This window comes from Ochrobactrum sp. Q0168 (assembly GCF_016427605.1).
Taxonomy (GTDB): Bacteria; Pseudomonadota; Alphaproteobacteria; order Rhizobiales; family Rhizobiaceae; genus Brucella.
Genome location: NZ_JAELXQ010000001.1, coordinates 160734 through 174110, shown reverse-complemented (window position 1 = coordinate 174110; position 13377 = coordinate 160734). Strand labels below are relative to the sequence as shown.

The window sequence follows — 13377 nt, the reverse complement described above, 5'->3', positions numbered from 1 at the left end:
CTTAAAGACACAAAAGGCGGCATCTTTGCAATGCCGCCCGCAATTTATCAGTCACGCGCTGCCCGAGCCAGCCCGTGGGCCACCAGCCGGTCGATGACTTCGGGATAGCTGACGCCACTGACCGCCATGACTTTTGAATACATGCTGATATTCGTGAAGCCGGGAATGGTATTCAGCTCGTTGATGAGATACCGCATATCCGGCGTGACGAAAAAATCGACACGCGCCATGCTGTCACAACCGAGCGCCCGAAACGCCCGCGCTGCCAGCGCCAGAATTTCTGTCTCGATTTGCACCGGCAAATCTGCCGGGACTTTCAGCGCCGCGCCGTCCTCATCGATATATTTGGCGTCATAGCTATAAAAGCCATGGCTTTCTGCCGGAACGATCTCTCCGGTTCTCGACACAAACAGGCCGTGATTCTCGTCCTCCAGCACCGCACATTCAATCTCGCGACCCTGAATGAACTCTTCCGCCAGAAGCTTGGCATCGTGCCGGAAGCCTTCCGCAAGCGCTTTTTGATAATCGGCTTCCGTTTGAACTTTGCTGACACCAACGGACGAACCCTGACGGGCGGGCTTGATGAAGACCGGCAGGCCAAGCGCCTCCGTCAGCGTCTCGAAGGATGGAGCCGTTTCGCGCGTGATCGTCATGGCGCGCGCAACGGGAATGCCAGCTTCCATCAGCAGGCGCTTCGCAATATCCTTGTCGAGCGCATTGGCTGAACCGCAAATACCGCAACCCGCCATCGGCACACGTGCCACTTCGGCCAACCCCTGTACACTGCCATCTTCGCCGTGAAGTCCGTGCAAGACCGGAAAGACGATATCGATCCGCGCCAGCTCATAAGGCAAACCGTTTTCGGGCAGCGCAACGGCGCGCCCCTTGCCGCCCGGTAGCAATGAAACTTCAGTGCCATGGTCGGGCCGTTCCAGCTTGCCGCCTGCAAAGCTCGTCAGCAGCCATTGACCCTCAGGGGTGACATAGATCGGGATGGCTTCATATTTGGCCGGGTCCAATGCGTTCATGACATTCGTTGCGGAAAGAACCGATACCTCATGCTCGGCGGAACGCCCGCCAAAGAGGACCGCGATCCGTAGCTTGTTCGGCGTTTCAGTCATGCCCGCTCCATTTCTAAATCGATAGGTGATTGAACACAGTCGCGATCAAAATGACAAATCTTTGGCCAAAGCATCTGCGCAAGGCTCCATAAACAGAAATCCCGGAAAGCGCGGGGCTCTCCGGGATCTATTTGCTTCGTCGTCAATCATGACGCAAAAAACTAGAACTTCGACAGGTCCTGATGACGAGCCTTGATCTCGCGCACGGTCTGCGAGCTGGAGCGCATCACGATCGTATGCGTCTGGATGTAATCGCGCGCAAACTTCACGCCGGAAAGCATGTTGCCATCCGTCACGCCGGTAGCTGCAAAGAGCACGTCGCCCTTGGCCATTTCTTCCATCGTGTAGACCTTCTTCGGATCCGTAATGCCCATCTTGAGCGCGCGGGCGACTTTCTCGTCCGTGTTCAGCTGGAGACGGCCCTGCATCTGACCGCCTATGCAGCGCAGAGCTGCTGCAGCCAGCACGCCTTCCGGTGCGCCGCCGATGCCGATATAGATGTCGATGCCTGTTTCATCCGGGTTGGTCGTGTGCATCACGCCTGCAACGTCGCCGTCGCCGATAAGGCGGATTGCAGCGCCCGTCGCGCGCACTTCTTCGATCAGGCGCGCGTGACGCGGGCGGTCCATGATGCAAGCCGTGATTTCATGCGGCTTCACACCTTTCGCCTTGGCGATGGCATTGATATTTTCCGTCGCGCTGGCGTCGAGATCGACAACACCCTTTGGATAGCCCGGGCCAACGGCGATCTTCTCCATGTAGACGTCGGGCGCATAAAGCAGATTGCCCTTCTCGGCGATGGCGATGACCGCCAGCGAGTTCGGCAGGTTCTTGGCGCAGATCGTGGTGCCTTCCAGCGGATCGAGCGCGATATCGACATCCGGTCCCTGCTTGGTGCCGACTTCTTCACCGATATAGAGCATCGGCGCTTCGTCGCGCTCGCCTTCGCCGATCACCACAGTGCCGGAAATCGGCAGACGGTTCAGTTCCTGACGCATGGCGTCAACGGCGGCCTGATCGGCAGCCATTTCATCGCCCCGGCCTCGCAGCCGCGCTGCTGCCACTGCTGCGCGTTCGGCTACACGGACCAGTTCCAGTGTGAGAATGCGATCCAGTCCGTGGGGGTGCTGCTCTGCGGTGTTGGCCATTTGAACAAGTCCTGAATTCGAATTGCGTTGATGCGCCACAAGGGGCGCCTTGCCGCGTTTATAGCGGCACTATGCGAACCTTTTGTCAAAGTCCCCGGTGCCCTGCAAGAGCCCGAAAGCTAAAAACTATGTGCGCTCAAATGCTTAATCGATTTAAGGACTACACGCTTCGTTGCATGTCATGGCCGGGCGTGAACTGGCCTGCGCAACATCATGGTGCAATCCGCCACGAATAATCATGGCGGATCGCACAGCACGACACTCGAATTAGCCTGCGCGCTCGATACGTATCATCTGCGGCTTATCCACCAGATGGTCATCCTTGAGGATCGCTTCCAGCGCTTTCTTGACAGCTGCTTCCGTCGTCTCATGCGTGACGAGGATGACAGTCTTGATGCCTTCCTGCTGCGTGTCGCCCATGGGCGGGCGCTGCACGATCGACTCAAGCGAGATGTCGTTTTCGGCCATGCGCTTGGCGATACCAGCGAAAGCGCCGATGCGGTCGAGAACCGTCAGACGGATAAAATAGCCGCCCGCGTGCTTGCGCATCTTGGCGCGCTTATAAGGCTGCAAGGCCTTGGCAGGCGTGCCGAATACAGGGCCGTGCTGGAAGCCCGGACGGCTCTTGGCAATATCGGCAATGTCACCGATGACGGCAGACGCCGTCGCATTGCCGCCAGCGCCGGGTCCAGACAGCAGCAGCTCGCCCAGCAGATCGGTTTCAATGGCAACCGCGTTGGTGACACCATGCACCTGCGCAATGACCGACGAGGTTGGAACCATGGTCGGATGCACGCGCTGTTCAATGCCGGTATCGGTCTTCTGCGCCACGCCCAGAAGCTTGATGCGGTAGCCCAGCTCATCGGCGGCGCGAATATCGGCCAGCGAAATATTGCTGATGCCTTCCAAATAGATATCGTCGGCGGCAATCTGCGTGCCAAAGGCAAGGCTGGTCAGCAGCGCAAGCTTGTGCGCCGTATCGTTGCCTTCAATATCGAATGTCGGATCGGCTTCGGCATAGCCGAGGCGCTGCGCATCCTTCAGGCATTCTTCGAACGAAATGCCCTCTTCCCACATCCGGGTCAGGATGTAGTTGCAGGTGCCGTTCATGATGCCATAAAGGCGCGAAACCGTATTGCCGGTCAGCGACTCGCGCATCGCCTTGATGACCGGAATGCCACCGGCAACCGCCGCTTCGAAGTTGAGCAGAACGCCCTTATCTTCGGCGATCTTCGCCAAGGCAACGCCGTGGCGCGCAAGAAGCGCCTTGTTGGCGGTCACGACATGACGACCGGCGCGCAAAGCCGCCTCAACGGAAGCTTTGGCAGGACCATCATCACCGCCGATAAGCTCAACATAGACGTCGATATCAGCCGACTTCGCCAGCTCGACCGGATCGTCGAACCAGTCGATGCCGTTCAGGTCAACGCCACGGTCACGCGAGCGATCACGGGCGCTGACGGCGGTAATAGTCACCGGCTTACCGCATTGGCGCGTGAGCATTTCGGACTTGTCACGCAGGATACGCAACACTGAAGCGCCAACGGTGCCAAGGCCCGCAACGCCGATCCGCAATGCATCACTCATTATATCGACCTTCTGACTCTGATTGTCTGGATGTAGTGGATTTCGGTAGGTGGGAATTCTGGCCGCACACTCGTCGCGGCCAGAAAGGAAGAACCGGGAATGGCGCTTAGCGGCGGCCTTCCAGCGGGATCACATTGTGCAGATTCTCGTCCTTGGTGGCGAGGAAACGCTTGATATTGCGTGCGGCCTGACGAATGCGATGTTCGTTTTCGACCAGCGCGATACGCACATAATCATCGCCATGTTCACCAAAGCCAATGCCAGGAGCAACGGCCACATCGGCCATTTCCACCAGAAGCTTGGAGAATTCGAGCGAACCCATCGCGCGGAAGCGTTCCGGAATCGGCACCCAGGCAAACATCGTGGCTGCTGGCGGCGGAACATCCCAGCCTGCGCGGCCGAAGCTTTCGACCAGCACATCGCGGCGCTGCTTGTACACATCGCGAACATAGGCAATGTCGGAACCATCGCCGTTGAGTGCTGCGGTTGCTGCCACCTGGATCGGCGTGAATGCGCCGTAATCGAGATAGGATTTCACACGCGTCAGAGCCGCAATCAGGCGTTCATTGCCGACCGCAAAGCCCATGCGCCAGCCTGGCATGGAGAATGTCTTGGACATGGACGTGAATTCCACCGCCACATCCATGGCGCCCGGCACTTCCAGCACGGAGGGTGGCGGATTGCCGTCGAAATAGATTTCCGAATAGGCGAGATCCGACAGAATGACGATGTCGTGCTTGCGGGCAAAGGCCACGACATCCTTATAGAAATCGAGCGTTGCCACATAGGCCGTCGGATTGGACGGGAAATTGAGGATCAGCGCAATCGGCTTCGGAATCGAGTGCTTTACGCCGCGTTCCAGCGCCGGGATGAAGTTGTCATCCGGCTTGGCCTGAATCGAACGGATCACACCGCCCGACATGATGAAGCCGAACGAGTGGATTGGATAGGTCGGATCCGGGCAAAGCACCACGTCGCCCGGCGCCGTGATGGCCTGCGCCATATTGGCGAAGCCTTCCTTGGAGCCGAGCGTAGCGACAACCTGCGTGTCCGGGTTGAGCTTCACGCCGAAACGGCGCGCATAATATTGAGCCTGCGCCCGGCGCAGCCCCGGAATGCCTTTCGACGAGGAATAACGATGGGCGCGCGGGTCCTGAACGGCCTCGCACAGCTTGTCGACGATATTCTGCGGCGTTGGCAGATCCGGATTGCCCATGCCAAGATCGATAATGTCGGCCCCGCCCGCTCGCGCCGATGCCTTCAGGCGATTGACCTGTTCAAAGACATAAGGGGGCAAGCGACGGACTTTATGGAATTCTTCCGACATGATCCTGTTCCAAAAGGAGAGTTGAACAATAGACGCATCAATGCGCCGTGGGTGGAGCTATACACCTGATATCGAATCGGGTCGAGACTTCTTGCCGCGCCGTTTCGAATGTGGCCTTCCGTGTCGATGAAGGGCTTATTCTTCCCCGGATTCGATCTGCTTCAGGGTAGCTTCTGATTCAGCCTGCGCTTGCTTGCGCATGGCCTCAGCCTGTGCGGGGGTAAAACCGCCGCCAGTGGTTCTCGATGCCGCGAGACGCGTGCGATCGGAATCGAGTTTTGCAGTCATCTGCTGCTTTTCTTCCGGCGTGATCTGCTCGGTTGCAGCCTTCGGCATATGACCGAATGTCGGGTAGACGCCGGTGCGCAATGCGCCTTCCTGCGGGACACCCTGAAATTCCTTGCCACCGGCACAGGCAGTGAGCATCGCTGCGGCTGTTGCTGCCAGCATGAGATGGGCGATCTGCCGCGTGCTCTTGGTCATATGTCTGATCCCGGTTTTGCCGTTGAGGCTGCCGCAAAGTCGCGACAGAATATACTTCCGAAGGGATAGCACCAAGACGATGCACCATGTCAACAAGCGATTGGTCCAATTCCGACATTTGGCTTGCGGACAGCGCTTATTTCGTTCCATGCAGCGCTACACCCCTCGGAAGATTACACAAAGTAATATTTCGTTACTAAAGGATTAATCCGCAATCTTCTGGAATAATGCAGGCTGTCTATCGTACAAAATGCACTTCGATAGTTGCCTTCACAGCATAAAAAACTTAAAAATTGGCAACAATTGCAGATCAGGTGATTTGCACAGTGCTGAAATTGGTTTGCCGCAAAACTGGAGAAGCCACTTCAACGCATTGATATGATGGAGTTTGTTTCCCAAGGCTTATTAAGGCTTTTATGAGGGGACTGCGGGAGAAATCACATTCTGTGATTGGTTGAACCCGCACGGGAGAGCCGATCTCCCGAAACCAGGTGGGCTCGGACTCGTCCGGTTCGCCAAGCTGGTCAGGGAAATCGAGCTGGAGCGGACTATTGAAATTTGTACCATCTGCGCACCGGACAACCGGCCGACGATTTTCAGGCAGCGTGGCTCTGCTCGCCCTTCTGTTGTCGTCCTGCACGTCTACGGGGACCGGTCCTGACGGCAAGCCGCTGCAGATGACGGCCAATGGCTCAATGCTGACAGAGACGCTGCAAAGTGCTGCCGACCAGACTGTCGCCGCCGAAGCTGGCGCCGAAGCCAAGACCGCGGAAACGAAGATAGAAGAGAAGCCCGGTGACGCAAAGCAGGCCGCAGCCGCTGTAACGGCGCAGACCCCCGCCGCTACGCCCGTTAAAGAAAACGCGAAAAATGCCGCTATGACCACCACTGCGGAAAATACGGCAGCCGAGGCGCACCCCACACAAGTGGCGGCAGCTGCGCCGGAAAAGAAGAGCAATTCGCTCTTCGGTCTGTTTGGCGGAAAAGATACCAGCGAATCGAAGCCTGCCGAGGCAACCGCGCCAGCGGCGACAACGGCGGCGGCAAGCGCCGAAAAGCCGAAGAGCGAAAGCGCCGAGGCAAAGCCAGAAGCCGCGCCGGAGTCGGCAGCAGATGCGAAGGCGCAGCCGCAGGAAACCGCGAAACCAGCCCAGCAGGAAAAGCCGGTGCAGGTTGCCTCGCTTTTCGGCACGCCGAAGAATGCCAATGCTTACGCCACGCCGCAGCGCCCCACCGCCTCTCAGGGCAGCATCTCGCGGCTCTTCTCCGACGAATCGGCAGGCTCGCGCGCTGACCGCACAGAGAACAAGAAGCTGGCGATGGCGAAACCTGTCTCGCCTGCCGTAAAGCATGAGTATAATTATACATTGCCGGGTGTGCGCGCCAATGGTGGCATCGAAATCAAGCATCGCAACAGTCTCTATGACGACACCGACATTGATGCGAACGAATATGATGATTCGCCCAATGTCACGCTTGCTTCAGCGCCCGGCCTCGCCCGGCTCGCGCCGAACGGCCTGAAGGTGCAGCGCCAGACTGTCGATGTCGCCTGCCTCAAGCCGCAGCTCGTTTCCATGCTGAAGACCATGGAGCGGCATTTCCGGCGTCCGGTCATGGTGACGTCGGGCTATCGCAGCCCGTCTTATAACCGCAAGGTCAACGGCGCCCGTAAATCGCTGCATATGATCTGCGCCGCAGCCGATATTCAAATCGATGGCGTTTCCAAGTGGGAAATGGCCCGCTTTGCCCGTTCCATGCCGGGACGCGGCGGCGTCGGCACTTATTGCCACACGACATCGATCCACGTGGATATTGGGCCAGAACGCGACTGGAACTGGAAATGCAAAGGCTGATGTAACCATCCGCAACACCATTTTTGACAGAGATCAGGCTGGCCCCGTTGGGGCCAGCCTTTCTTTTTTCTATCTATTTCAAGGTCATAGCGAGGAAATCCACAGGCATCATCTCACTAAATGAACGCTTCCGCGACTTTTTTCAGAAAACTGATTTTAAGGGGTTGCGAGTCAGTACCTTCCTGAATATAAGCCCACTCACACCAGCAACAGGCGCCCATCGTCTAGCGGTTAGGACAGCGCCCTTTCACGGCGCAGACAGGGGTTCGATTCCCCTTGGGCGTACCACTTGCTGGTTTTTCTTTTCCAAGACATATCAAACCTTTAGCTCTTTCAGAGCAGTCATTCGCGTGTCGTTTTGCGCCCTCTGAATTTATTTCACATATGCTGAAAAAAGGGCTTGCATGTCTGAAATATCCTGACTATAAGCGCCCCACACCAGCAGGCGCCCATCGTCTAGCGGTTAGGACAGCGCCCTTTCACGGCGCAGACAGGGGTTCGATTCCCCTTGGGCGTACCATTCGCTGGTTTTTCTTTTCCCAAAAAATTGATGGAAACAATACTGGTTGTTCTGCCGGTATATTGCTACGCGCATCTGCACCCATTTCGCAATTCAGAGGGAAATACTGCTCATGTCGCAAGCTACAGCCATCGTTCCCACCGCCCATGCCAGCCGTTATCTGCAGCAGCTCTGCAAACACTGGGCGCATAAGTTCACCGTCGCGTTCACACCTGAACACGGCCAGATCGATCTTGGCGAAGACCGACTGGTGATTCTGGATGCGGATTCGGAGAAACTCACCGTTACCGTGAAAACCTCTGCCGAAAATCTTGCCCGGTTGCAGGAAGTCGTTGTGAATCACATCGTCCGCTTCGCGTTCCGCGAGGAACTGGTGTTCAACTGGGAGCAGGCTTAAACGCCGTCGTTTACCTTATCTGCAAATCGCCCGCAAAATGCCCGGAATAGCCATCATCGCATCACATTCCGGGCTCATTCCCCCGCGACATTCCTCACAACTTCAAATGACCGATTTGATGGGGAAATATAGGATGACCAGCGAAACCAGAACCACTCTCACCTTTCTCGGTGCAGGCTTTGTCGCCGCAGCAATGGCGCTTGGTGCGGATCTGAGCTGGTCGGACGTCATCAAGGCGCTTTTCTAGAACAAGCGTCATGATCGCTCGATAGTGCTTTTGACTTTTTGTCGCTTTCGGCGGACAAACGTTTCGCCGTTTAGTCCAAAATGTTCAGAAGCTTTATGTTATTTCCAACGCCCCTCGTCTCCGGCAGGCTTGAACGCCGCTATAAGAGATTTCTCGCAGACGTAACGCTCGACGATGGCCGCTTTATTACGGCGGCGGTGCCCAATACAGGCTCTATGCTCGGCCTGACGACGCCAGGCTCACGCGCATGGCTGAGCGTTTCCGATGCGCCCCACCGCAAATATCCCCATACATTGCAGATCGTAGAGGCTGACGACACGCTGGTCGGCGTCAATACGGGCCTGCCGAACAAGATTGCTGAAGAAGCAATCGTGTCAGGGCTCATTCCGAGCCTCGGTGGCTATGCCAGCCTCAAGCGTGAACAGAAATACGGACAGAACTCCCGCGTCGACATTCTGCTTGATGAAGGCACCCTGCCCCGCGCCTATGTGGAAGTGAAAAATGTGCATTTTATTCGCACACCCGGCCTCGCGGAATTTCCCGATACGGTGACCGCGCGCGGGACAAAACATCTCAATGAGCTCACCGACAGTGTTGCCGCTGGTCATCGTGGGGTGATGTTGTTTATTATCCAGCGAAGCGATTGCAGCAAATTCAGCATTTCCGGCGATCTCGACCCTGTCTATGCCCGCGCTTTTGAGCGCGCCATCGCATCCGGGGTTGAGGCATGGGCCGTTCGATGCCACATAACGGACAAAAGCATTGTCGCCACCGAGCTGGTGCCAATCGAATAGACAAAGACGGATCGAGTGATGGTAACTTATATCGAAGCGACAAGCGCCCCCATGAAATATACCGGCCAGATCAGACTCTATGGCCCGGATGCCTTCGAGGCGATGCGCAAGGTCTGCAATCTGACCGCCCGCTGTCTGGATGCGCTGAACGACATCGTCAAGCCCGGCGTGACGACCAACGAAATCGACCGCTTCGTCTTCGAATTCGGCATGGATCACGGCGCCTTTCCGGCGACGCTCAACTATCGCGGCTATACCAAGTCGACCTGCACATCGATCAACCATGTGGTCTGCCACGGCATCCCGAACGACAAGCCGCTGCGCGAAGGCGATATCGTCAATATCGACGTGACCTATCTGCTCGACGGTTGGCACGGCGATTCCAGCCGCATGTATGCGGTTGGCGAAATCAAGCGAGCGGCGGAACGCCTGCTGGAAGTAACCTATGAAAGCCTGCTGCGCGGTATTGCTGTCGTCAAGCCGGGCGTGAAGACGGGCGCTATCGGCGCTGCGATCCAGACCTATGCCGAAGGTGAACGCTGCTCCGTGGTTCGCGATTTTTGCGGCCATGGCGTTGGCCAGCTTTTCCACGACGCGCCGAATATTCTCCATTATGGCACGCCGAACGAGGGCGTCGAGATCAAGGAAGGCATGATCTTCACGATCGAGCCTATGATCAATCTTGGCAAGCCGCATGTGAAGGTGCTGGCCGATGGCTGGACTGCCGTGACGCGCGACCGCTCCCTGACCGCCCAGTATGAACATACGGTCGGCGTGACCAAGGACGGCTGCGAAATTTTCACATTGTCACCGGCCAATATATTCGGCCCGGCATCAATGCGGTAAAACCGGAGCTATATTCTCATCTGTTTTTGCGGGGGTTTAAACAGAATGACAAGGAATAGAGACAAGCCGGGGATCTATGACATCCCCGGTTTCAGCGACACGCTTCAACTGTCACCGAAGATCGCGAAACAGCCGCACCATGTCGGCCACCGGGATCGTCTGAAGCAACGCTTCCAGGCTGCGCCCGATGCGCTCGCCGATTATGAGTTGCTGGAACTCCTGCTCTTTCGCGTTATCCCGCGCGCTGATACCAAGCCCATCGCAAAGGCCCTGCTGAACCGCTTCGGCACGCTTGCTGAAGTGCTCGGAGCTTCCGAAACGCTGATTGCCGAGGTACCTGGCGCTGGCCCTTCCGTGGCGCGTGACCTCAAGATCATCGAAGCCGTTCACAAACGCAGTGCGCGCAGCAAGGTCATGAAGCGCGAGGTATTCAGCATCTGGGAAAAGGTGATGGATTACTGCATGACGGCCATGGCCCATGAAACCCGTGAGCAGTTCCGCATTCTGTTCCTGGACAAGAAAAACCAGCTCATTGCCGACGAGGTACAGCAAAAAGGTACGGTCGATCATACGCCGGTCTATATAAGAGAGGTGTTTCACCGCGCGCTGGAGCTTGCCGCAACGGGAATCATTCTCGTCCACAATCACCCTTCAGGCGACCCGTCGCCATCTCGACCGGACATTGAGATGACACATGCATTGGTTGCCGCCGCCAGGCCTTTGAAAATTACCGTGCATGACCACATCATCGTCGGCAAACAAAAATGCATCAGCTTCCGTAAGATGAACCTGATGTGACGCGCATCTGAAACCAGTCCGTCGCCCCCGTTACCACTTGTTAAGCATAGCGCGAAGAATGGCGGCGCGCTGGGTGGAATTCGCTCCAATTTTCTTAAATTTGGTCACATTCAGCCACGAGAAGGCAACCGTCAAACGGGAACCAAACCGAAGGCGGCGGTGTCCGCCTTTGCCGAACAGATTTTGCATATTTTCCATCAGCGTTCCGGATGGAAAAACGGAGTACAAAATGTTGAAGCGTACCTTTACCGCAGTGGCGCTCAGCGCCGGCATCATGGCCCTCGCAGCCCCGGCAGTCGCCGCCGATATGATGGGTTCGAACGATTATTCCTACAACGATCCCGTTGCCCAAGGCCCGCATGACTGGTCCGGCAATTATGTCGGCGCACAGATCGGTGCATCTTCCTCGAAGATCCCTGGCCCGTTTACGAACCGCGCCGGGGTGCTCGGTGGCGTTGTCGCCGGTAAGAACATCCAGAGCGGCAATTTCGTCGTTGGCGGCGAAGTCGAAGCCAATTTCGCGGAAGCCGAACATCGCATCGGTCATGGCGGCAGCCTACAGCAGTCTTGGAACACCAATGCCAAGGTCAAGGCCGGTTACGCCTTCGACAAGACGCTGGTTTACGGCACTCTCGGCTATGGTGCGACCCGCTTCAAGGCGAAGGACAACACCACGTCGGGTCCAGGTTGGGAAGGCGGCGCGCTGGTTGGCGCGGGCGTCGAACAGGCACTGAGCGGCCCGCTTTCGGTGAAAGCTGAATATGACTTCCAGCGTTTCGGCGATGTGAAGTCGGAGGTCAACGGCGTTTCTCAGCGCAACAACCTCAAGAACCACGCGATCAAGGCCGGTCTGAACTACCGCTTCTAGAGCGATAGTAACCTTATACCGTTTTTGCATAAGGCAATTCCATTTTTGCACAAGGGCTGCGGTTCAACCGTAGCCCTTTCATTTTGCACCGATTTCTTTGCTTTCAGACACGCATGTCCGCTTCCTCATCTATTGACTCCCACTGCGTCTCCTATCTTATAGGAGGTTACGATTGGGGATTAGGCGCGTGGCAATTCTGTTTAAATTTTATGCAAAAATGCCGATACAAATTCTTCCCGTTGCGTAAGTTTATTCAATAGAGTGCTGAAGCAACGCTTTGTCACTCAGCCAGGAAGATAGCATGCAGCGTGTTTTCGATGGGCATAACGATGTCCTTCTGAGGCTCTGGGAGAATTCCAGAAACGGCGACGATCCCATCCGGGAATTCATCGACGGAACGCAAACCGGCCATATCGATGCGCCGCGCTCCCGCAAGGGCGGACTTGCCGGCGGTATCTGCGCCATTTATGTGCCCTCCGGCCACCATATCGAACTTGGCAAGCCGGATGCGAACGGCCATTACGACACGCCGCTTTCGCCGCCGCTCAAGCGCGCCCCTTCCCTCGACATTGCAGTTGAAATCGCATCCATCGCGCTCCGCCTTGAAGAGGCTGGCGCGTGGAAATTGTGCCGCAATGGCCGCGAACTCGATGCAACGCTGAACAGTGATACCTTTGCCGCCGTTCTGCATATGGAAGGCTGCGAGGCTATCGACGCTGATCTTGCCGCGCTCGATGTCTTCTATGCGCTCGGCCTGCGTTCGCTTGGCCCCGTATGGAGCCGCAACAATATTTTCGGTCACGGCGTACCCTTTTCTTACCCGATGAACCCGGATACCGGTCCCGGTCTGACGGAAGCGGGCAAGCGCCTTGTCAAAGCGTGCAACCGCAAGGGCATTCTGATCGATCTCGCGCATATCACCGAGCAAGGCTTCTGGGATGTGGCCGAACTCAGCGACCAACCGCTGATCGCCAGTCATTCGAATGCCCACGCTTTGACGCCTGTGGCCCGCAATCTGACGGACAAGCAGCTGGATGCCATTCGCGAAAGCAAGGGCTTGGCGGGTCTGAACTATGCCACCACGATGCTGCGCGCCGATGGCAAGGAAGACGCCAACACGCCGCTGTCCGATATGGTGCGCCATATCGAATATATGGTCGAGCGCATGGGAATCGACTGCGTGGCGCTCGGTTCCGATTATGACGGCGCGACCATCCCGGCAGAAATTTCCGATGCCGCCGGAACGCAGAACCTTGTCACGGCTTTGCAAAAGGCCGGATATAATGACGAGGAACTGGCAAAGCTCTGCCGGGACAACTGGATCAGGGTCCTGAAACAGGCGTGGCACGAAGCCTGAGATACAAACACAATCCAACAAAATCCCAACA

At 56.9% G+C, this 13377-nt stretch carries 13 protein-coding genes and 2 tRNA genes; 9 read left to right on the top strand and 6 right to left on the bottom strand.

Annotated features, from left to right (window positions below; genetic code table 11):
• Window positions 1-47 precede the first annotated feature (47 nt).
• The 5 genes from JAU75_RS00785 to JAU75_RS00765 form a co-directional block, all read right to left on the bottom strand.
• Window positions 48-1121 (bottom strand): D-alanine--D-alanine ligase family protein, encoded by a 1074-nt coding sequence (locus JAU75_RS00785; RefSeq protein ID WP_199053834.1) that lies wholly within the window; start codon window positions 1119-1121, stop codon window positions 48-50.
• Between the two features lie 161 nt (window positions 1122-1282).
• On the bottom strand, window positions 1283-2269 hold the full coding sequence (gene glpX, locus JAU75_RS00780; protein ID WP_199053832.1) for a class II fructose-bisphosphatase: 987 nt from the start codon (window positions 2267-2269) through the stop codon (window positions 1283-1285).
• Between the two features lie 267 nt (window positions 2270-2536).
• A complete protein-coding gene (locus JAU75_RS00775) occupies window positions 2537-3856 on the bottom strand; it encodes a homoserine dehydrogenase (RefSeq protein ID WP_199053830.1) in 1320 nt (439 codons plus the stop codon).
• Between the two features lie 106 nt (window positions 3857-3962).
• Window positions 3963-5183, bottom strand: a complete 1221-nt coding sequence (locus JAU75_RS00770; RefSeq protein WP_199053828.1) for an LL-diaminopimelate aminotransferase — start codon at window positions 5181-5183, stop codon at window positions 3963-3965.
• A 135-nt stretch (window positions 5184-5318) separates the two neighbouring features.
• Window positions 5319-5666: a hypothetical protein gene (locus tag JAU75_RS00765; RefSeq protein WP_199053826.1), complete on the bottom strand. Its 348-nt coding sequence runs from the start codon at window positions 5664-5666 to the stop codon at window positions 5319-5321.
• Between the two features lie 551 nt (window positions 5667-6217).
• Here JAU75_RS00765 and JAU75_RS00760 point away from each other — a divergent pair.
• The 7 genes from JAU75_RS00760 to radC all read left to right on the top strand — a co-directional run bounded on the left by JAU75_RS00760 (window position 6218) and on the right by radC (window position 11121).
• The gene (locus JAU75_RS00760) at window positions 6218-7519 is read left to right on the top strand and encodes a YcbK family protein (RefSeq protein WP_199053824.1); all 1302 of its coding nucleotides are present in this window, start codon (window positions 6218-6220) and stop codon (window positions 7517-7519) included.
• Between the two features lie 213 nt (window positions 7520-7732).
• Window positions 7733-7807: transfer RNA gene (locus tag JAU75_RS00755), tRNA-Glu, on the top strand.
• A 157-nt stretch (window positions 7808-7964) separates the two neighbouring features.
• Window positions 7965-8039, top strand: a tRNA-Glu gene (locus JAU75_RS00750).
• A 112-nt stretch (window positions 8040-8151) separates the two neighbouring features.
• Complete coding sequence (locus tag JAU75_RS00745) at window positions 8152-8436, top strand: DUF2218 domain-containing protein (RefSeq protein WP_199053822.1); 285 nt, start codon at window positions 8152-8154, stop codon at window positions 8434-8436.
• 342 nt (window positions 8437-8778) lie between these two features.
• On the top strand, window positions 8779-9477 hold the full coding sequence (gene sfsA, locus JAU75_RS00740) for a DNA/RNA nuclease SfsA (RefSeq protein ID WP_199053821.1): 699 nt from the start codon (window positions 8779-8781) through the stop codon (window positions 9475-9477).
• A gap of 18 nt (window positions 9478-9495) precedes the next feature.
• On the top strand, window positions 9496-10323 hold the full coding sequence (gene map, locus JAU75_RS00735; RefSeq protein WP_199053820.1) for a type I methionyl aminopeptidase: 828 nt from the start codon (window positions 9496-9498) through the stop codon (window positions 10321-10323).
• A gap of 45 nt (window positions 10324-10368) precedes the next feature.
• A complete protein-coding gene (radC, locus tag JAU75_RS00730; RefSeq protein ID WP_199053819.1) occupies window positions 10369-11121 on the top strand; it encodes a DNA repair protein RadC in 753 nt (250 codons plus the stop codon).
• 30 nt (window positions 11122-11151) lie between these two features.
• Here radC and JAU75_RS00725 read toward each other — a convergent pair whose 3' ends face one another.
• On the bottom strand, window positions 11152-11319 hold the full coding sequence (locus JAU75_RS00725; protein WP_199053817.1) for a hypothetical protein: 168 nt from the start codon (window positions 11317-11319) through the stop codon (window positions 11152-11154).
• 31 nt (window positions 11320-11350) lie between these two features.
• On the opposite strand from JAU75_RS00725, the gene JAU75_RS00720 reads away from it, so the two are divergent.
• Window positions 11351-11989, top strand: coding sequence for an outer membrane protein (locus JAU75_RS00720; protein ID WP_199053815.1), 639 nt, complete (start codon window positions 11351-11353; stop codon window positions 11987-11989).
• Between the two features lie 301 nt (window positions 11990-12290).
• Window positions 12291-13346: a dipeptidase gene (locus tag JAU75_RS00715; RefSeq protein ID WP_199053813.1), complete on the top strand. Its 1056-nt coding sequence runs from the start codon at window positions 12291-12293 to the stop codon at window positions 13344-13346.
• Window positions 13347-13377: the final 31 nt, after the last annotated feature.